Origin of the sequence: Sphingomonas sp. CFBP 13714, assembly GCF_014842205.1 — a bacterium.
GTDB lineage: Bacteria > Pseudomonadota > Alphaproteobacteria > Sphingomonadales > Sphingomonadaceae > Sphingomonas > Sphingomonas aerolata.
The window spans coordinates 1-17,219 of record NZ_JACYVG010000010.1; the positions used below are offsets into that span (position 1 = coordinate 1).

The window sequence follows — 17,219 nt, forward strand, 5'->3', positions numbered from 1 at the left end:
GGACAGCCTCGGCTTCAGGTGGCAAACCACCCTCACCGCGTTCCCTATTAAGCCCCTTTCGGGGCACCGACGCGATCATGCCGACCGTCTCCAGCGGAGCAGGTCAGCGGGGACGGTGTATCCTGACGAAGACGATCCGGCAATTGGTCGACGCGACGATCGCAAAAGTCCAAACGGAGTGTCGGTGCCCATTAACGAATGTCGGAAGTTGGGAAGCGACAGATGCGTCGAGAACGACCGGAATTGGGTCAATGCGCTCCGGCACGCACGGGTTGCGGCAAAGGATCTCCGTAGAAGATGCCTCGGCCATCGGTCGCCAAGTAGACGCGGCCGAAGAGGCGAGGATCGCCCGTGATGACTCGGTATCTAAGACCCCATTGATGCGCGTCGTCGTTAATCCGAAACCAGCGCGCGCCCGCGTCGGTCGAGCGCCACAGCCCGCCAAACGTCTTCGTGACCCCGAAGGCATAGAGAGTCGGCACGTGCCCGCCGGGCGCCGCCTTGCCGAGACCGAAGCTCACGAAATACATGTCACGCAACAGCGGATTGGCTGGCGTGGACGCCACGAACGTTCGGGCTCCGTCGCTAGTGTGGAAGAAGCGGCCGCCTAGGATCAGCCAGAGCTCGTTGGCCGTTCCCGGCGTTGCCGCCGCCATTGGTTGAAACTCCCGTGCCGCCGGGCGCGAGCTGGCAATGCTGGCCGGGAGTCCCTGCGCGGGTGCCTGCGTGAACGTCTTCGCCCCATCACGACTGACGAATATACGCGCACCAGTATAGTCGATCGCGTACCAGGCAAGGGGGTCGACCTTGTCGGCGACCGCATAGGTGCGTTCCGGTAAACCCTTGGGTCGCCACCAGATCCGCCCCCTATCGGCCGTGGCGAGCGTCACTAGCCCAGACACCAGGAAGGTGCTCCCATCCGCTGAAACAGTGATCGGTGCCTGGCCATCGGCGTCGATCCGCCGTGGCGCGGCGGGCCCGATCGCGATTGGCGACGCCAGCATCTTATGCCAGCTGCGGCCTCCATCCTCCGACCAGCCGAGCGACGCCCCCTCAGGATCGGGAGAATAGCCTGATGCGCTCCGAACGATGATCTTGGGCACCACGCCGGCATAATCGACATTGTTAGTCTGCGGCAGGTCGGGATCGGCGAAGGCCCGCTCCGGCGCGCGGTCGAGCCGATCGTGGACGAAGCCGTGCGTGTCGCCGATGCCGGAGATCAAATGGGGCCCCTCGGGCGGACTGACGAGGCTGAGCGGCACCGCCTCTTCGATCCCGGTGACCCAGGGCCGCCAAACCATATCGGCCTTGTCCGCTTGCCTGGTCCGGAACACCGTCAGCCCCGTGGCATAGGCAAGCGTGGCACCGTCGAACGGATCGAACGCCAGACCCGCGATCCAGCCGCCAAACCCACCCTTGTCGAGCCGGAGCCAGGGGGCCGGCGAGAGATCGCGTGAACTCCGCTCCCGCAGGCTCGACCAGTGCGCGCCGCTGTCGGACGACAGCCAAACGGTATCGCGATGGTTCCAGCGATCGACCGTCGACACCGCCAGCCGGCCGGGATGGAGCCGATCGAGGCTGAGCCCCATGTAGCCGCCCTCGGCCTCGTCACCGCGCTCAGGCGTGATGTTCGTCCATCCGCCCGACCTCGGGTCGAGCTTCCAAACCTCACCTAGTGCGATCCCGTTCGGACCGATGTCGGAGCAGTAATCGATGTAGAGCATGCCCTGTTGGTCTACTGCCGCCTTGACGGGCAGCATGGTCGAGGCCGAACCTCCGGTGACGGCGCTCCAGCTTCGACCGGCGTCGGTCGAGCGGTACAGGTGTTGCACCGTTGCATCTGCGACGCCGGCATACATGGCGCGCGACCGGCCAAGGGCAGTTTCGCCCGGCGGGCCGAAGACGACGAAGGAGACGCCGCCATGGGTGTGGTTCGCGGCGGGACGGCCAAGCCCCTTCCACGGGAAGCTCTCGACCTTGTGCCACGTCCGGCCGCTGTCCTCACTGTCCCAAAGACCGTCGTGCCGCGATCCGAAGAACAGGTGCGTCCGCCGATCCGGATCAATCGCTAGGCGTTCGCCCAGACCGCGACCGTCCTCGTTGCCGCCCATGCTGAAGGGAACCGGCGTTATTTGCCAGGAAGCGCCGCGATCGGCGCTCCGCATGATCGCCGCAGGTTGGTCGAAGTACATGCCCGCGGCGAGGTAAATGATGTCTGGGTCTACCGGGTCCGGCGCGATGCTTTCGACGCCCATGTAGCTGTTCTGCGCTTGGCCGTCCTGGAGCGCAATCCAGCGCTGCGTAAGGGCATCCCAGCGATAGGCGCCACCCACATCGGTGCGCAAATATGCAAAGTCCCTTTCGGCGACGCTGAACACGATGGCGGGCGAGAACCCGCCGCCACCAATCACGACGTTGTTCCATTTGTACGGCAGTTGGGAGGGAACATGCAAAGTGGGAGCGGCAGCGAGCGAAGCTGCCGCGAGTCCCAGAAGCGGGATAACGAGTTTCACGCGGTCACCCTCTCCGATGTGGCCATTTAGCGAAGCAGGATCGGGACGGATAGTCGAGTCGTCTCACATATCGGCCTAGCCCCCGCCAGAAACGCTACACTCGATTCAGGTGCTGATTCGTAGTTCGAAAACAAATTTGAACTGGTGCGTATCGTCGGATTAACGTCCGTCCGCTTTTGGGCGCGGTGCGATCGATCACGAACGGCCGTATGTGGGTTTGCCTGCCCTCCGATGCTTGGCAGTTCCGCCCATTCCCAGACGCTGGACACTTTGTTACGATTATCGAATGTTAGCCACGCCACCCCCGATCCCCCAATGCGTAGCGAGCATGGCGGAAGTTAAATCTCAGTCAGTCGTGCTTTTCGGGCGCGGTGATGCGATGCGAACTTTCCTTAGCCAAGAAGAAGATCGCAGCGGTCCATTCGAGATATCTCTTTCGCCAGATAACGATGAGGGTAATGCTACCGCTATTTTGCGCTTCAATATGGAAACGCCATTTCGCGCGATTGGGGGCGTAATGTATCACGCGCCACGAGCAAACTTGCGCGTGTTAGGGTGGGCCCTTCAACCGCCTTTATGTTCGCCTAACCTAAAGCGTCCTTCATCGCGAATGTCGGCTAACCACCACATTCAGCCGTTCCGACGCCGATCGCGCCCAATGACCGAAAGCGCCCAAAATCAGACGCCGTGGCGGGTAAGCTTCGTTTCTCAAAACAGCCATTCATTCACCAAGATGGCTCCCGATTGTCATTCTCCAAAGGCAGTTTTGAAAAGGTGACGGGGCCTGATCTCAGGAGAACGTATAAATTTGGCTGCTGCTGACAGCTTCGAACCGCACCGGCGCTCGTTTAATCCTTCATCGTGAGACAGCCTAGCGCGAGACAGGGAGCAACTTACGTTCGCGGATGCGGGACGATCGATGCTACAAACACCGCTCAGAACGCTTCAAACTTGATAGGTAAGCAGGTGCGTCCTATCGTGGCACGCGGGTTATAAGCGCCGTGGTTGGGATGGTATTAGAGTGCTGATGCTCCTGCCAGTTGCCCTACTGATGTTCCAAGGCACGCCAGAACCATTGACGCAGCGGCCGTCAGTCACGGCTATCGAACCTACGCCGGCGCCGGGATCTGCAGATAGAGAGATCATCGTAAACGCGACTAGGAGGCCCCGAGTGGCGGGCATGGTCAAGCGGATGACCGGTGATAGCGATGCGCAAATTCCACGCTGGAATACGTCGATTTGCGTTACTGTCCGCGGCGTCCTGCCGGACAAGGCGCAATATATCGCTGAAACGGTTGCAGCTAATGCGCGAACGGTCGGTGTGCCGATAGAAGGCAAATCATGTCCGTCGAATGTCGAAATTATAATCTCAGATCAGGCGGATGCACTGGTAAGACGCTTTCTGCGTCGTCAGCCAAATATGTTTCGGAACGTGGCCAAGTACGGTCTCGCTCGCTCGCGGAACCGGGCCGAACTGACGGATCCTCGTCCGGTCCGATGGACTATGGGCAGAGCTACTGAAAAGCGCTTGGATGCGGCATCGCGGCTTTCCCAACCTTCGCGAGAGGATAAAAAGCAAATACTTGTGATCATCGATTTGCCCCGGTGCGGCGATGTCACGTGGGAGCAGCTGAGCTCCTACGTCTCAATGGTCGTGCTTGCCAATCCTGTGCACAGTGTCAGCAGCGACATTGGATCAATCATGTCGCTGTTTGACGCTACCATTCGTGATAAGCCCAATAACCTCACAGATTCAGATCGTCTTTTGCTAAAGGCTCTATATGCGACCGAGGAGCAAGTCTCGGCGGCGTCGCAGCGATATGCCATGACGGATTACATTGTGAGGGAGCAGAATAGGCGTCGATCGAGATGACCATTGCGGTATGGCTTATGGAACTCCGATAAAGCAGTCAGCCTCACCTGCCCCGATATCTATACATTGACTTCAACCTACTCGACGTTAGCTTTACTCCTTACACGGCCCACTTTAGTTGCGCGTAACCTCGGTTGCTGGCTGGACCGCTCAACTTGGTGGCAGCGCTAGCTACGAGGTGTTCAAGCATGAGCTACCATACGGATCGTCGAAGCCGAACACGAGCCATTGCTATGTACCTGACGCTTCTTTTGATCGGCGCGACGCTGGGACTTCTTGTCAGGTGCGGCGTGATTACAGATCACGTACTTTGGTAGAATGGCCGAATGGCACTTGAAGGTGCGCCGTCCGCCACAATGGGCCATTCGGTCCGGAGGCGGCGCGAACGTGGATAACGCCCAATTTCGGCCATTCTGCTTACGCCAAAACACAGACGCGCAAGCCGCAGCCTTGATGGTAGCTTACATGGCTATAGGTTAGAAATGCGCCGACCGATGCGGGTCAAGGGCGGACTCGCTCACATCTGCTGCGGATCATCAGGGTCTCACCTATCGATCCTGAATAGAAGGTCGACGGCAGGGCTGAAGCAGAGCACTACGGCAAGAACCACCACGAACGTCAAAAGGAGGTTGGTCGTAAATGCGCCAGCCGAAGGGTGAACCAGCCTTCTCAAAATTCCGCAGACCAGCCATATTGGTGCGGCGAATAATGAAGCGATCAATAGCACCCACCCCAGACTTGCCAGAATATGAGTTTCAGCACAACCGATTGAGGGATCGCACGTACCCAACAGACTGCCCAGCAGTACAATACAGCCGATGCCAGACGCAAGAAGCCCGACCGTAAGACAACCAAACCGCCAAGCCTTTCGTAGGTGGGGAAAGAGTGGATTTTCGCTCATGCTGCGATCTTAGTAACAATCGGAACCTCTTTGAAGTAGCGGCTTCTGGATCTGCTACACTACTGCAGGACGCGGACCGTCCGCGCTCCACCACGTCGCGACATTCCTTGGCGGATAAGCAGACCTCAAAACCGGTCCGGCGGGAAGGGCCCAGTTGTTGCCGCTTGACGGGTCGTGCAGCATACCCAAGACCGGTCATCCGTTCATAGGCGCTATGATAGTGCTGACGGATAGAGGAATATCGGTATGCCACTGCTCTGGCTTATAAGCCTTCAGGCTGCGGCAACCTGGAATCCTCCCGCTCAGGCAGCATGGGCAGGGGCAAAGCCCCCTATCGAGGTCCGCTTGCATGCGGCTACCTTGTCCATGCGCGGGGATGCGGCCATCGAAGTCGACCTTATCGCAAAGGACAATACCTTTGCCGTATCGCCGTTTCTGCAACCCACACGGGGCATTGCGTTTGAAGTCATCTCGGAAGATGGGCAACCGGTCGTGCCTGCTAAGCCAATGGCAGGCTCACCGCCCCCGCCTCCTCTTAAGATAGAGGAGCTGATCGCCATATCAGTAACATCGCCTTACCGCGTCCTCACTCACGAAAGCGCAAAAACGATCTTCCCAGGAGCAGGCCGATACAAAGTGAGAGCCCGGGTATTCCTCTTCAACTTCCCGTCCAAGCCAGTCCGCTATGCCCAACTAGTATCGGATACAATCACGGTGAACGTCACAAGGTAGAACACAACCGTGCCGCTCGCGACGGCGGCTTTTGCTAGAGGGCGTCTGAAAAGCCACCGGCCTGCTGTCCACCAATCCCCGCCTTTTCGCTTCCGCTCATAATCGGTCATCCCGGTTGCGCGTCGGCTTGCCCGCAATCTACCGATTGTTCAGCTGCTGATACGCTTAAGAGACGGAGAGCATGCGGATCTCACCCTCGCGCTGCCATCCCTTTGATGTGAGAATATAGCGAGCCTCTAATTCTCCACCGCAGAGGCCAGTGCACGAATAGGCGAAATGAACGACGGCGCTTTTAACGTCGCTACTAATCCGTGGAACTCCGACAGAGTAGATGAAGGCTTCTCGGATGTGTTGGCCGGGAATAGGCGCGTGCACCGCTGCTCGCGATCGCGCATCGTCGTCTGCAATGGGATACCCTTGGGGGATTTCATCTTTAAGCCTAGGGCAAATCGTCAGAAGATCGGGGCGACTTTGGTCAGGAGCGACGTAGTAGGAATCAAATCCTTTGTTGTGGTTGATGCTTGGCAGATCGCGCAGGGCGATGCTTCCAATCTCGCAGACGACTGTTAGCTGTGCCGAGCTTGGAGAGGCGGCTGTCATCATGAGGCCGACCACTAAAGCAATCATCTGCTGTCTCCCGGCTACATCGTCGAGGCAAACTCACGGCGGCAATTGTAGCCCGTCAACGTCTGCCTTGATCGAACCTCGCCTAAAAGCAGTCGGGCCGCAATCCACCAATCCCGGACACTCCCGAAACCTGAACCTATTTGAAAATCGAGACTGGTACGGGTCGCGTTGCAACAGGGGCCCCCTTTACAACGGTAATCATGATGCCGCTTGCTAGGACAGCGCATCTCGATATCATCTCGACATGAAACTTTTGGCTGTTCTTCTCACCTTTGCATCCCCCGCGGTAAGGGAAGAGCATAGCTATCCCCCAAAAGGATCTGGCCAGCAACGAGCAGATTTTGAACGCGGGCAAGCCAACCAAGCGAAATTCGAGCAGCGCCTTTTTACTGAAGCGGGCTTCAAGCCGTTGGCTGACATGATTAAAGCGAAAAGGATCGTTCGCCGGTCACTGTTTGAGGACCCATACATGATGCTTCCGATTCCTGGTGTTGAAGTAGAGCATCTATCGGATGGGACAGTGAGCGTCCGGGTTGTGGGGCGGGCCGGCGAAAGCGAACCGGTAAAGCTGCCCGCCGCGGCGTGGAGGCATCTAACGAGCTTGGAAAGAAAGATCCTGACACCGAGGCCGTATGTACCCTGGGACCCGCCAAAATCCGATCTGCCGTCACCACCACCTCCGCCAATATGTCACGGCTGGATCGTCCGCTTTGGCGCGTCTGAAAATGCGGTACAGGGCAGCGGAAGCTGGGCGCAATGTGGAGGTAAAGACCAGCCTGGTATGGCCTTTGCTGTGGAGATGGCGAGGCTTGCCGTAGAAAGTCATCCAAGTTGCAAGTTCGATCCTACAAATCCGTTTTGGTCATTCAGCACCTGTTTCACGCCCCGCCCCACACCAGCGAAAAACTGACAAACGGATTCACACGTTGCGAAAGGGCCCCCTTTCGCGACACGGCCCCTGCCAGCTTCGATCCTCAAAATAAATTCTTTTCGGAAAACACAGCCGCATCGTGCGACGTCCGCTAACACTATCTGCCTTCCCAATAGCCGCCGGACCGCTTTCCTTCCCCTTCACGACATTAATGGCTGACGATCATGCGTCAAAAATCGTCCGTACGGAGATGAACGAATGTCTGAATTTGGGGAGCGGGGAAGGGCGCGCGAATGACCAGTTCTGGGTCGTCAATATGGGTCAGCCCCGCCGGGCTGCTGGCGTCGGCTCCCGACCAACATACGCCGTTCGTTGGGAGGTGCGGGAACATCGGCTTGTGCCAAGATCCGCCGTTAGGCGGACATCACCCTTCCGGGCTGCAACGCACACTAATTTCAGTCGTTCGCCGCCGACATTCTCAATCCTGAGAACTGCCGATCGTTGATGTCGCCACCACGCGGACAATGGTTGTCACAGTACCGGCGAAAAACTGACCTTGCGAGCGCGGGTGTGATCACCCGCGCTCGTCTCACCTCAGACAGGCTTGGCACCAGCCGTGCCGCATTTTGCAAACTTGCCATTCGCGCTCTTGCAACGGGCCGGCTTGGCCGGTGCTTTGGGCGGGCATTTCGTGAAGCGTCCCTTGGCGTCTTTGCACGGTGCGGCGAATGCAGGCGCCCCACCGGCAATTAACGACAAAGACGCGGCAGCGACGAGCAGGGTGCGCATGTGGCAAATCTCCAAGCCCTTGATGGGCAAGGCGATGCTATGCCGACCGCGGTATCGGTCAACTAACAAAGCCTTCATCACATTCGCGGAGCTTTCTGCCGGTTGTGCGTTGGTCACCAACAACACTGAGAGGTTGCCATGACTGACGAGAGCACGCCGAAGCCTAACGAAAATGTCCGGGTAAAATCCAAGGACGCAAACCCCGCCGACGACGGTTTCGGTAAAGGTGATGGCTACTCGGGCGACGAGTACGATAGCATGGACCATGCCGCGGAGCGTCACCTACAGAACCGGGACCGTGCGCCTGGTGTCGAGTCGGTCGAAAGGGATGACGGCAGGGATATTCCTCGCGAGGCTGGTAAGCGAGCATATATCGACAACAAAACGGGTGAAGTTCACGGCAGTGGGGCCAGCGCAGGTGGCGGTAATCCGGGTGAGGACATTGACCTCGACACGTCGCGAAGCGGGCCTGAGGAATAGCTATCCGACAGTATCTTAGGGACTAGCGACGGAGCGCTCAGCGCTCAGCACTCAGCGCTCCGTCGCGCAATTTTGCAGTCAGGCATCACCAATGATCTCGACCCGCCGAAACGGGTCGAGGTTTGTCTTTACATTGACGCCAGCTTCTCAATGTGATGCTGAACGGCTGGCGCGATGGTCGACGCGACCTGCTTTAGCGCGGGAGCCAAACCGGAAGTGGCAAAACCCTGGTGAAGGGCGAGTGCCTGCTGGTGAGCAGTCTTCTGCTGCTTGATATAAAGTGCATCACGGGCTGGTCCCTTGGACGCCTTGAGCGCAGCAATATTCTTGCGGCCCATCGCGTCGAGCATCGGGGGCTTTGGCGTCAGGCCGGACTTCGTAGCTGCGGCCTTCACATCAACAGTGCTCTTGTTGTGGTCGCTTACCATCATCGTGGCGAACTGCTTAAGCTCGGCGTTCTTCGTAGTGGCCATCACGAGATTGCTCGATTGGATCTCATATTGGTCCGACGCGCCAGCTTTCATGACATAGGTAGCAGGGGATGGCACGCTTTGTGCCGCTACCAGTGTGGGGGTAGCGATCAGCGCTGCCGTGAGAATAAGCCGCTTCATAATCTTCTCCTACGCCTTGTATTGGCGTAAGTTGATAAGGGATCAGTCGATCATAGTGTTCCCTTATCGATCGACATCCCGCCCCTCTCTTAATCTTGATTTATACGATTCGCGGGTTCACGCCGATCGCGTGACCGATCAGGCCGCCGGGGGTGCCGCGGATCTGAGTAATTCTTGCGAATGATTGCATGTTAGAACTGTGGTCTATCTTCTATTCTCTAGCTCAAAACATGAAAATTCGCCGTGGTTAGAACGGCTACGTACGCTTGCGACTAAGTAGGACTCGGCAGGCCTATCATATGTGAATACGACTGGGTTGGGGGATCACATATGATCGACGAACTGGCTGCGGATGCTGCGCGCTTTGGCGACGATGACGAAATACGTCGCATTCTCGAGGAAGTGGCGGCACTTACGAGAATGGGATTTGTCGCGGTCGCGCGCGTAACGGAGGCGCGTTGGATTGCGTGCCAGGTACTCGACCAGATCGACTTCGGTATGTCGCCGGGAGATGAGTTGCGCATCTCAACGACGATCTGCAACGACATCCGCAAGTCCGGCAATGCGGTAGTGATCGACGACGTCTCCGCCGATCCGCGTTGGAACAGCAACCCGGCGCCCGCGCTCTATGGCTTCAAGAGCTATGTGTCGCTGCCGATCATCCTTTCGGACGGCACGGTTTTTGGAACGCTGTGCGCGATCGATCCCCATCCGCGCAAGCTGGCGCGGGCGGACATGGTACCGACGCTCAAGCAATTCGCGGACCGCGTCGCGAGCATAGTGTCGCAATGCCCTGCAATTCAACCCCAAATGCCACGGACCATATCTACGTGAGAATGGGATCGTTGATTAATGCACCGCCGGACGCGGAGCGGGACGATGCACGATAAGCTGCATGCTGATCCACGGCAGCACATCTCATGTGAAAGGTAGCGACTTTACGTCCTGTGCCCGTTTGCGAGCCCAGAGGAACATCACGATGGCACGATACTTCTTCAATACGGCTGACAACCGGCATGAGCCTGATAGTGAGGGGACCGAGTTGGCTGATCACGCGGCAGCGAGGAAGCATGCTCTAATTTGCGCCGGTGAGATCATGCACGGCGAACCAGCTGTCTTATGGGACGGTCGAGATTTTGTCGTCGACGTGACGAACGAGCGGGGTCTGATGCTCTTCAGACTCACAGCTTATGTCACCAATGCGCCAGCCAGAGGCGATACGAAATAGATAGTAGGCTGTGTTCGCAATTGCTGGTTTCGGGCGAAAAGTTGACCATAAGCCACTGCGTGCTGGCCGCCTGTGACACGAACGAACTGGTGGCGCCAATACACCCGGAGGTGTGATTGGCCGGACCCGGCAGACTGCATGACAGTGAGGTAGCCGGTGTTTCCAACGTGCGAAGTTGATGCCATTATTAGTAGGGTCAAATAGACCGATCACAGAATGAGATAATAGATGGTGGGGATTGTCATGAATCGGTTGAGCGTAGCTAGATTTTCAGCGGCATGCGCGATCACCTTCTCAGCTTCTTCCGTTGCCGCGCAGTCGGGAACCGACTTACGGCATGACAAAGCTGACATATTCGTGGCGAGGTATGCAGATTGTATTATACGGGACAAAAACAAAAGATCGGTAGCTAGCCAATTTGTCAGATCAATACCCAATACGGCAGAATACGTTGATTTGGCGTCAAAGGCGTCAAATTCTAAATGCCTTTCGGTTGACGCTAGCAGACCGGGCTCTGTTACGATGATGATAATCCAGCCGGACGTTTTTCGGGGTGCCCTGTATCCTGCACTATACCGCCTTCAATTCCGGAAGGCGCCAGATCTGGGCCTTATAAAAGACCTTCCCCCCCTCAAGTTAGCTGATGAATTTAATGGTCCTGTTGCAGCACTGCCGGCCAGTTACCGCCCGGAACGTGCGCTCGGCGATTGCGTCGCTCGATCGTCACCGGTTGCTGCTCACGTTCTGCTAATTTCACGTCCATGGAGCTTGCAAGATACTAGTGCCACTGAGCAATTGAAGCCGGCAATTGCGTCATGTCTCGGTGAGGGCAAGACGATCAGCTTAACGCGGCGCGCGCTAAGGGCATATATTGGGGAAGCGATGTTCAAGCTCGTGTCCGCATCCCCGAAGGTTTGAGCTTTCAGAAGCCGCAATGCCGAGCGACGCCACGCGGCAGTCTCCATCTGATCCTCTATCGCGCAGAGACAATTGGCGCTTCAACAATGTCCGTCGTCCACGCCGGCGATCGCATCTCCGACCGCATCTTCCACTCGCGGTTGAAGCCCTGCGACGCCGTCACCGCAGTCCACGTCACGAATTTGCCATTGATTGCGTCGAGTGCGCCCATCAGCCGGTCTCGCTTGGCCGTATCCTCTTCGAACAGCGTGCGCGGCCGCTCGTCCTCAGGCAGCAGATCGTTGAGCATGATGCCGGCCTTCGTGTACGCGTAACCATCCCGCCACGCCTTCTCAGCCGCTCGCCTGGCCGCCGCGATCAATTCGAAGCTGTCGTTCGTCATCGGATGGAGGGTAGGCGCGGACACCGATATAAGGCTGCGTATTGTCGTACCGGGCGCGGGTGTAGGCAAGGCGGCCAATCTTGCATCGTTCGGGATGACTTTCGGAAGCCATCGATTTCTAGGCAGTCATTTCGAACGACCGCTTAAACGGAAGGCAAGCGCTGCCGTGGAACCCGATGAATGAACGGCGGAAGTTGGAAGGCGGGGAAGGGCACCCGAACGGCGACTTATGGGTCTCTCAGACCTCGGTGCGTTCGGCCAATTCCAAAGCGTCCTCCACGTCAACGCCCAAGTAGCGCCGTGCTGTCCATCTTGGCATGGCCGAGAAGGATCTGAACGGCGCGGAGGTTGCCAGCCGCCTTGTAGATGATCGATGCTTTCGTGCGCCGTAGCGAGTGCGTCCCATAATCCTGCGCCGGAAGGCCGATGCCGACCATCCATTCGCGCACAAGGCGGGCATATTGCCGCATGCTCATGTGGTCCATGTCGTCGTTGCGGCTCGGGAAAACGAAGTCGTTTAGTGTCCCCCCACGTCGCTCCAACCATGCCCGCATCGTCTTTCGCGCCGTGTCCATGATCTCGAACTGAATCGGTCGTTTGGTTTTCTGCCGAACAACGACGGCGCGGTCACGGACGCGCCCCCCGGAAACTACATCGCCAATCCGCACCCTGACCACGTCACAGCCGCGCAGCTTGCTGTCGATGGCGAAGTCGAACAGCGCTCGGTCGCGCAGTCTCCTCTGCTAGTCGAGCCAAAAGCGAATGGCCCAGACCTGTTGCTGTTTCAGCGCCCGCTTCGCATCAATCAGCCGGCCTTCGTTCCAAGGCCGAAGTTCGTGAAAGGCGGGGTCCATTGACGAGTGAGCCATCGATCATCTCCATCGGCCCAGATCGGTTGATCGAGTATACGCATGCGCAGTAAACCGCCGGTTTAGAAATGTGGTTGATCAGCCGTCGATGATGCTGATCGAGCTGTCGGTTCTGGGCGGCGCCGCGCAGTCTTTGTGCGGCCGGAAGTGGGTCCTCGTCAGCGCGTAGCGGCTTGGTTGCAAGGTACGATGGCTTTGCCCGCTGTCGTGTCAGCCGCTACCCAACGTGTGATAAGTAGAGGACATGCGGTGGCGAGCGTCAAAATCAGCGGACTTTCTAAGAGCTTCGGCGACACCACAGTGCTCTTGCCGACCGACCTGACGATCGAGGAAGGCGAGTTCATCGTCCTCGTCGGGCCGTCGGGTTGCGGCAAGTCGACACTGTTGCGGATGATCGCTGGGCTTGAGGTGCCAAGCACCGGAAGGGTGGCGATCGATGGACGCGACGTGACCGATGCGGCGCCGTCGGATCGCGGGCTGGCGATGGTGTTCCAGTCCTACGCGCTGTACCCGCATCTCACAGTCGCGGAGAACATCGCGTTTCCGTTGAAGGTCGCAAAAGTCGCCAAGCGCGAGATTACCGAGCGCGTCGCGGAGGTCGCGGCGATGCTCGATCTGTCGGATCTGCTCGACCGGCGGCCGCGGGCCTTGTCGGGTGGGCAGCGTCAGCGGGTATCGATCGCGCGCGCAGTCGTGCGTCGACCGAAGGTATTGTTGCTCGACGAGCCGTTGTCGAACCTCGATGCCAACCTGCGTGCGCGGATGCGGCACGAGTTCGCGCGACTGCATCAACAGCTCGGTGCGACGATGATCTACGTCACGCACGACCAGCTCGAGGCGATGACGCTCGCCAATCGTATCGTCGTGATGAGCGAGGGGCGCGTTGAGCAGGTCGGGCCGCCGATAGACGTGTATCGGCGACCGGCGAGCCTGGCGGTCGCCGCGGCGATCGGGTCGCCGGGCATGAACCTGCTCGCCGCAACGATCGCGTCGGTCGACGCCGACGGCACCACGGTAAGCCTGGCAGGCGGCGAGAGGGTGAGGACCGGCGCGATCGTCCCGGCGGCTGCAGTCGGTTCGCCGGTCACGCTCGGCGTTCGCCCCGAACATCTGTATGTCGACAACGGGGGACCGTTCGTTGGCGCAGTCGAGCTGTTCGAGCGGCTCGGGCCGCTGTCGTTCGCGCATCTCGGTGCACGCGGCGCGGCAGATACGATCGTCGCTCAGTTACCGGGCGATCGGTCGGTGACGCTCGGCGAGACCTTGCGCGTCGGCGTCGCGACCAACGACGCGCATGTGTTCGGCGCCGATGGCCGCGCCTATCCCTTCACACTGCCGCCGAGCAGCCCAGTCAGATAATAACGCTGCATTGCGAGGAACAGCAGTAGGACTGGCATCGTCGTGACGACCGCCGCCGCCATCATCAGTTCGCCGTCCGCCGAATGCTCGCGCGCGATCGCGGCGACCGCGACCGGCAGCGTGTAGAGATGCTGGTCGGCCAGCACGATCAGCGGCCAGAGGAAGTCATTCCACGAGCCGAGGAACATGAACAACGCCAGCGTGACGACGATCGGGGTGAGGAGGGGCCGGACGATCGTCACGAAAATCCGCGTCTCGCTCGCGCCGTCGATCCGGGCCGCGTCGATTATTTCATCGGGGATCGCGAGCGTCGCCTGCCGTACGAACAGGATCGCGAAGATGCCAGCGAGCGATGGCAGGATGACGCCGGCATAGCTGTTGACGAGCTCGAGCTGCTTGAAGATCAGGAAGAGCGGCAGCATCGCGACCTGGCCGGGTACGACCAGCGACGCGATCAGGATCTTGAGCAGCCGCTCGCGCCCGCGGAAGCGCAGTTTGGCGAAGGCGTAGCCGGCCGGCACCGTGAGCAGCAGGCCGAGCAGCGTCGAAATCGCTGCGATGGCGACGCTGTTGAACAGAGCGGGGACGATCCGGTAATCAAACCACGCGCCGTCGATCAGCCGCCGGACGAGCAGCTCGTGGTAGTTCTCCAGCGACCAATGCGATGGCCAGAGCGGCGTCGGGAGTTTGCTCGATTCCCCGCGCGGCATGAACGATACGATCACCATGTAAAGCAATGGCGCGATCGTCAGCGCGGTCAGGGTAACAGCTGTCGCATTGGCGAGGATCGCGCGAAGTTTCAAAGCCATTCGTAGCGCCTCCCAATCCGCGTCTGGACCGTCGTCAGCGCCAGGATCATCAGGAAGAGCACGAAAGCGACCGCGCTGGCCTGGCCCAGGTTCCACCATTTGAAGCCCTCATCGAACATGAAATACAGGATCGTCGTGGTGCTCTGGGCAGGGCCGCCGAGTGTCATGACATAGGGCTCGGCGAAGATCTGGAGGAAGCCCGCGACGCTCATCACAGCGGCGAGCAGCAACGTCGGGCCGATCGCGGGGAGGGTGACGTGGCGGAAGCGGCTCCAGCGGCCCGCGCCGTCGAGCCGTGCGGCCTCCATCAGGTCCTGCGGCACCGCGGACAGCGCGGCGGTGAAGACGATCATGTTGTAGCCGAAGATCTTCCAGGTGACGAAGATCAGGATCGCCGGGATCGAGGTGTGGGGGTTGCCCAGCCAGTCGACCGGGGCTGCTCCGACCGCCGCAAGTGCGCGGTTAATCAGCCCCGAGCGTTCGTTGAACAGGAACCGCCACACCACCGCGGTCGCAACGATACTGGTGACGTAGGGCGCGAATAGCAGCACGCGCCACAGCGGCTTCCACCGCACCGTCGCGTCGTTGAGCAGCAGAGCGACGGCGAGCGACGCACCGATCGCCATCGGCACGCCGAGTACCGCGAACAGGGCGGTGTTGCCGATCGAGCGCCAGAATAGCGGGGTCGAGAATAGGTCGAAGAAATTGCCAAGCCCGACGAAGCGCAGGTTCGACCAGTCGGCGAGCGCGTAGATCGAATAATCGGTGACTGACAACGCCATCGCTAGCGCAGTCGGCACAACGAAGACCAGCGCGATAATCGCGAGGACCGGCGCAGAGAATATCCAGGCGGCGCGCTCCTGGCGCGTCATGCGAGCGTGCCCGCTTCAACTAACGCGCGGCGCTTGGCCAGCAACTGGTCGATGCGCGTGTCGAGACCGGCGAGCGCCTCAGCTATGGTCTGAACGCCCCGCACGACGCGTTCGGCGGCGAACTGGATCTCGAGTTTGATCCGCTCCCACTCGATCACCTTCGGCATGGTGGCTGGGAAGCGCATCTGTTCCTTAAACGGCGCGAGTATCGGCGCGCGGAGTTGTGGCGACGACCAGGCGCTCAGGCGAGCCGGGAGATTGCCGATCATGGTCTGGTAGCGGAGTTCGCTGGTCGGGGAACTGAGGTGGCGGACCAGTGCCCAAGCTTCCGCCGGACGCGGCGTCGCGGCGGAGACGCAGAGGCTGGTGCTCAACCCTGACACCGCGCCGACACCGCGCGGACCGGCGAGCCGTGCGGTTCCCCAACGCGCGGCGGGGATCTCCGCGGCACGCCGATGCAGGTCGAGCAACGTCGTCGGCCCGGTCGGCCAGATCGCGAAATACCCCTGTGCGAAGGCCGCAACCGGATCCTGGATCTCGGTCGAGAGTGCCTTGGGCGCTAGCCGTTCGGCGAAGATCCGCGCATAATAGGCGAACGCAGCCTGTGCCTCCGGCGTCTGGAAGTTGCCACGCGTATTGTGTTCGCGCAGCATCGTCGCGCCGGTCTGGCCGAGCATCGTGATGAGCGTGTCCGGCCAGTTGAGCAGCAGCATGAACACGAAGTCGTCGGGCCGTTGTCGCTTGATCGCGCGGCCCATGTGGAGCCAGCCGTCCCAGTCCTTTGCCGGCTCGTTGTAGCCTGCCTTGGCGAGAATATCCCGACGGTAGAACTGGACCTGAGGCGCGACCGACCACGGCGCCGCGAAGTCCCGACCGCCGACTCTCGTGGCGTCGAGCACGCCAGGGAACATGTCGGCGACTAGCGCGGCGGATGGGACGGGGGCGATTGCACCGATCGTGGCGAACTCTTGGACCCAGCCATTATACAGCATCAGCACGTCGGGCATCGCGCCGCCCGCCTGCGCGGTAAGCAGCTTCTCGTGCGCTGCGGTCGCCGGGAGGGATTGCACGTCTACCGGTATCCCCGTTGTTGCAGTAAAGGCAGGCATCAGCATCGGCGAATAATCGCCTTCATAGCTCATCGCCCAGAATTTCAGCGGTTCGGGGCCGCGCGTGCCGGTACAGGCCGCCAAACCTAGCGTCGGCAGGAGTCCCAATGCGGCTCTCCGCGTCCAGTCCTGCGCCTGCTCCCCCATCACCGGATCGTGGCGCATCGCAGCGTCCGGCGCTACCCCCATCGCGACACGGTAACAGCCGGAAAAATTCCGCCAGGTTAAGGCCTTGGCCGAGTTTGCGCGGGCGATCGGCTTGCTCCCCTGCCGACG

At 59.8% G+C, this 17,219-nt stretch carries 14 protein-coding genes and 1 pseudogene; 6 read left to right on the forward strand and 9 right to left on the reverse strand.

Translation table 11 applies throughout. The annotated features are described in order from the left end of the window. Positions 1-248: 248 nt before the first annotated feature. Positions 249-2,453, reverse strand: a complete 2,205-nt coding sequence (locus IFT54_RS18195; RefSeq protein WP_244649223.1) for a WD40/YVTN/BNR-like repeat-containing protein — start codon at positions 2,451-2,453, stop codon at positions 249-251. Positions 2,454-3,684: 1,231 nt separating this feature from the next. Between IFT54_RS18195 and IFT54_RS18200 the strand changes: the two genes are divergently transcribed. Continuing rightward, positions 3,685-4,386: a hypothetical protein gene (locus IFT54_RS18200; RefSeq protein WP_192071661.1), complete on the forward strand. Its 702-nt coding sequence runs from the start codon at positions 3,685-3,687 to the stop codon at positions 4,384-4,386. A 1,798-nt stretch (positions 4,387-6,184) separates the two neighbouring features. Here the strand turns inward: IFT54_RS18200 and IFT54_RS18205 are convergent. Then, on the reverse strand, positions 6,185-6,646 hold the full coding sequence (locus IFT54_RS18205; RefSeq protein ID WP_192071662.1) for a hypothetical protein: 462 nt from the start codon (positions 6,644-6,646) through the stop codon (positions 6,185-6,187). A gap of 244 nt (positions 6,647-6,890) precedes the next feature. Here IFT54_RS18205 and IFT54_RS18210 point away from each other — a divergent pair, with 244 nt between their 5' ends. Continuing rightward, positions 6,891-7,556 carry a hypothetical protein gene (locus IFT54_RS18210; RefSeq protein WP_192071663.1) on the forward strand — a complete coding sequence of 222 codons (666 nt, stop codon included), beginning with the start codon at positions 6,891-6,893 and terminating at the stop codon, positions 7,554-7,556. Positions 7,557-8,111: 555 nt separating this feature from the next. On the opposite strand, the gene IFT54_RS18215 is transcribed toward IFT54_RS18210, so the two are convergent. Further along, positions 8,112-8,306: a hypothetical protein gene (locus IFT54_RS18215; RefSeq protein ID WP_082446655.1), complete on the reverse strand. Its 195-nt coding sequence runs from the start codon at positions 8,304-8,306 to the stop codon at positions 8,112-8,114. 138 nt (positions 8,307-8,444) lie between these two features. Between IFT54_RS18215 and IFT54_RS18220 the strand changes: the two genes are divergently transcribed. Continuing rightward, the gene (locus IFT54_RS18220; RefSeq protein ID WP_192071664.1) at positions 8,445-8,786 is read left to right on the forward strand and encodes a hypothetical protein; all 342 of its coding nucleotides are present in this window, start codon (positions 8,445-8,447) and stop codon (positions 8,784-8,786) included. Between the two features lie 128 nt (positions 8,787-8,914). Here the strand turns inward: IFT54_RS18220 and IFT54_RS18225 are convergent, their stop codons facing one another. Then, positions 8,915-9,397, reverse strand: a complete 483-nt coding sequence (locus IFT54_RS18225; protein ID WP_192071665.1) for a DUF4142 domain-containing protein — start codon at positions 9,395-9,397, stop codon at positions 8,915-8,917. 330 nt (positions 9,398-9,727) lie between these two features. On the opposite strand from IFT54_RS18225, the gene IFT54_RS18230 reads away from it, so the two are divergent. Together IFT54_RS18230 and IFT54_RS21035 are read left to right on the forward strand one after the other, a co-directional pair. Beyond that, positions 9,728-10,231 carry a GAF domain-containing protein gene (locus tag IFT54_RS18230; protein ID WP_192071666.1) on the forward strand — a complete coding sequence of 168 codons (504 nt, stop codon included), beginning with the start codon at positions 9,728-9,730 and terminating at the stop codon, positions 10,229-10,231. Between the two features lie 145 nt (positions 10,232-10,376). After that, positions 10,377-10,625 carry a DUF6894 family protein gene (locus IFT54_RS21035; RefSeq protein ID WP_446740686.1) on the forward strand — a complete coding sequence of 83 codons (249 nt, stop codon included), beginning with the start codon at positions 10,377-10,379 and terminating at the stop codon, positions 10,623-10,625. 973 nt (positions 10,626-11,598) lie between these two features. Here IFT54_RS21035 and IFT54_RS18235 read toward each other — a convergent pair. Both IFT54_RS18235 and IFT54_RS18240 read right to left on the reverse strand, forming a co-directional pair. Then, complete coding sequence (locus tag IFT54_RS18235) at positions 11,599-11,925, reverse strand: DUF4113 domain-containing protein (protein WP_192071667.1); 327 nt, start codon at positions 11,923-11,925, stop codon at positions 11,599-11,601. Between the two features lie 238 nt (positions 11,926-12,163). Then, a pseudogene (locus IFT54_RS18240) lies at positions 12,164-12,794 on the reverse strand (tyrosine-type recombinase/integrase). A 249-nt stretch (positions 12,795-13,043) separates the two neighbouring features. On the opposite strand from IFT54_RS18240, the gene IFT54_RS18245 reads away from it, so the two are divergent. After that, positions 13,044-14,153 carry an ABC transporter ATP-binding protein gene (locus IFT54_RS18245; RefSeq protein WP_342212696.1) on the forward strand — a complete coding sequence of 370 codons (1,110 nt, stop codon included), beginning with the start codon at positions 13,044-13,046 and terminating at the stop codon, positions 14,151-14,153. Here IFT54_RS18245 and IFT54_RS18250 read toward each other — a convergent pair. From IFT54_RS18250 to IFT54_RS18260, 3 genes are read right to left on the reverse strand one after another with little or no spacing between them, the layout of a single operon-like run. After that, a complete protein-coding gene (locus tag IFT54_RS18250; RefSeq protein ID WP_244649225.1) occupies positions 14,114-14,962 on the reverse strand; it encodes a carbohydrate ABC transporter permease in 849 nt (282 codons plus the stop codon). The genes IFT54_RS18245 and IFT54_RS18250 overlap by 40 nt on opposite strands. Beyond that, on the reverse strand, positions 14,953-15,834 hold the full coding sequence (locus tag IFT54_RS18255) for a carbohydrate ABC transporter permease (protein ID WP_192071669.1): 882 nt from the start codon (positions 15,832-15,834) through the stop codon (positions 14,953-14,955). The genes IFT54_RS18250 and IFT54_RS18255 overlap by 10 nt, the downstream gene beginning before the upstream one ends. Then, positions 15,831-17,108 (reverse strand): extracellular solute-binding protein, encoded by a 1,278-nt coding sequence (locus IFT54_RS18260; protein ID WP_192071670.1) that lies wholly within the window; start codon positions 17,106-17,108, stop codon positions 15,831-15,833. Before IFT54_RS18260 ends, IFT54_RS18255 begins: the two co-directional genes overlap by 4 nt. Between the last annotated feature and the right edge of the window lie 111 nt (positions 17,109-17,219).

Coding starts and splice junctions, on each gene's coding strand:
- IFT54_RS18230 (WP_192071666.1), top strand. CDS start 9,728: ATGATCGACGAACTGGCTGCGGATGCTGCGCGCTTTGGCGACGATGAC.
- IFT54_RS18235 (WP_192071667.1), bottom strand. CDS start 11,925: ATGACGAACGACAGCTTCGAATTGATCGCGGCGGCCAGGCGAGCGGCT.
- IFT54_RS18260 (WP_192071670.1), bottom strand. CDS start 17,108: ATGCGCCACGATCCGGTGATGGGGGAGCAGGCGCAGGACTGGACGCGG.
- IFT54_RS18215 (WP_082446655.1), bottom strand. CDS start 8,306: ATGCGCACCCTGCTCGTCGCTGCCGCGTCTTTGTCGTTAATTGCCGGT.
- IFT54_RS18255 (WP_192071669.1), bottom strand. CDS start 15,834: ATGACGCGCCAGGAGCGCGCCGCCTGGATATTCTCTGCGCCGGTCCTC.
- IFT54_RS18225 (WP_192071665.1), bottom strand. CDS start 9,397: ATGAAGCGGCTTATTCTCACGGCAGCGCTGATCGCTACCCCCACACTG.
- IFT54_RS18220 (WP_192071664.1), top strand. CDS start 8,445: ATGACTGACGAGAGCACGCCGAAGCCTAACGAAAATGTCCGGGTAAAA.
- IFT54_RS18210 (WP_192071663.1), top strand. CDS start 6,891: ATGAAACTTTTGGCTGTTCTTCTCACCTTTGCATCCCCCGCGGTAAGG.
- IFT54_RS18250 (WP_244649225.1), bottom strand. CDS start 14,962: ATGGCTTTGAAACTTCGCGCGATCCTCGCCAATGCGACAGCTGTTACC.
- IFT54_RS21035 (WP_446740686.1), top strand. CDS start 10,377: ATGGCACGATACTTCTTCAATACGGCTGACAACCGGCATGAGCCTGAT.
- IFT54_RS18205 (WP_192071662.1), bottom strand. CDS start 6,646: ATGATTGCTTTAGTGGTCGGCCTCATGATGACAGCCGCCTCTCCAAGC.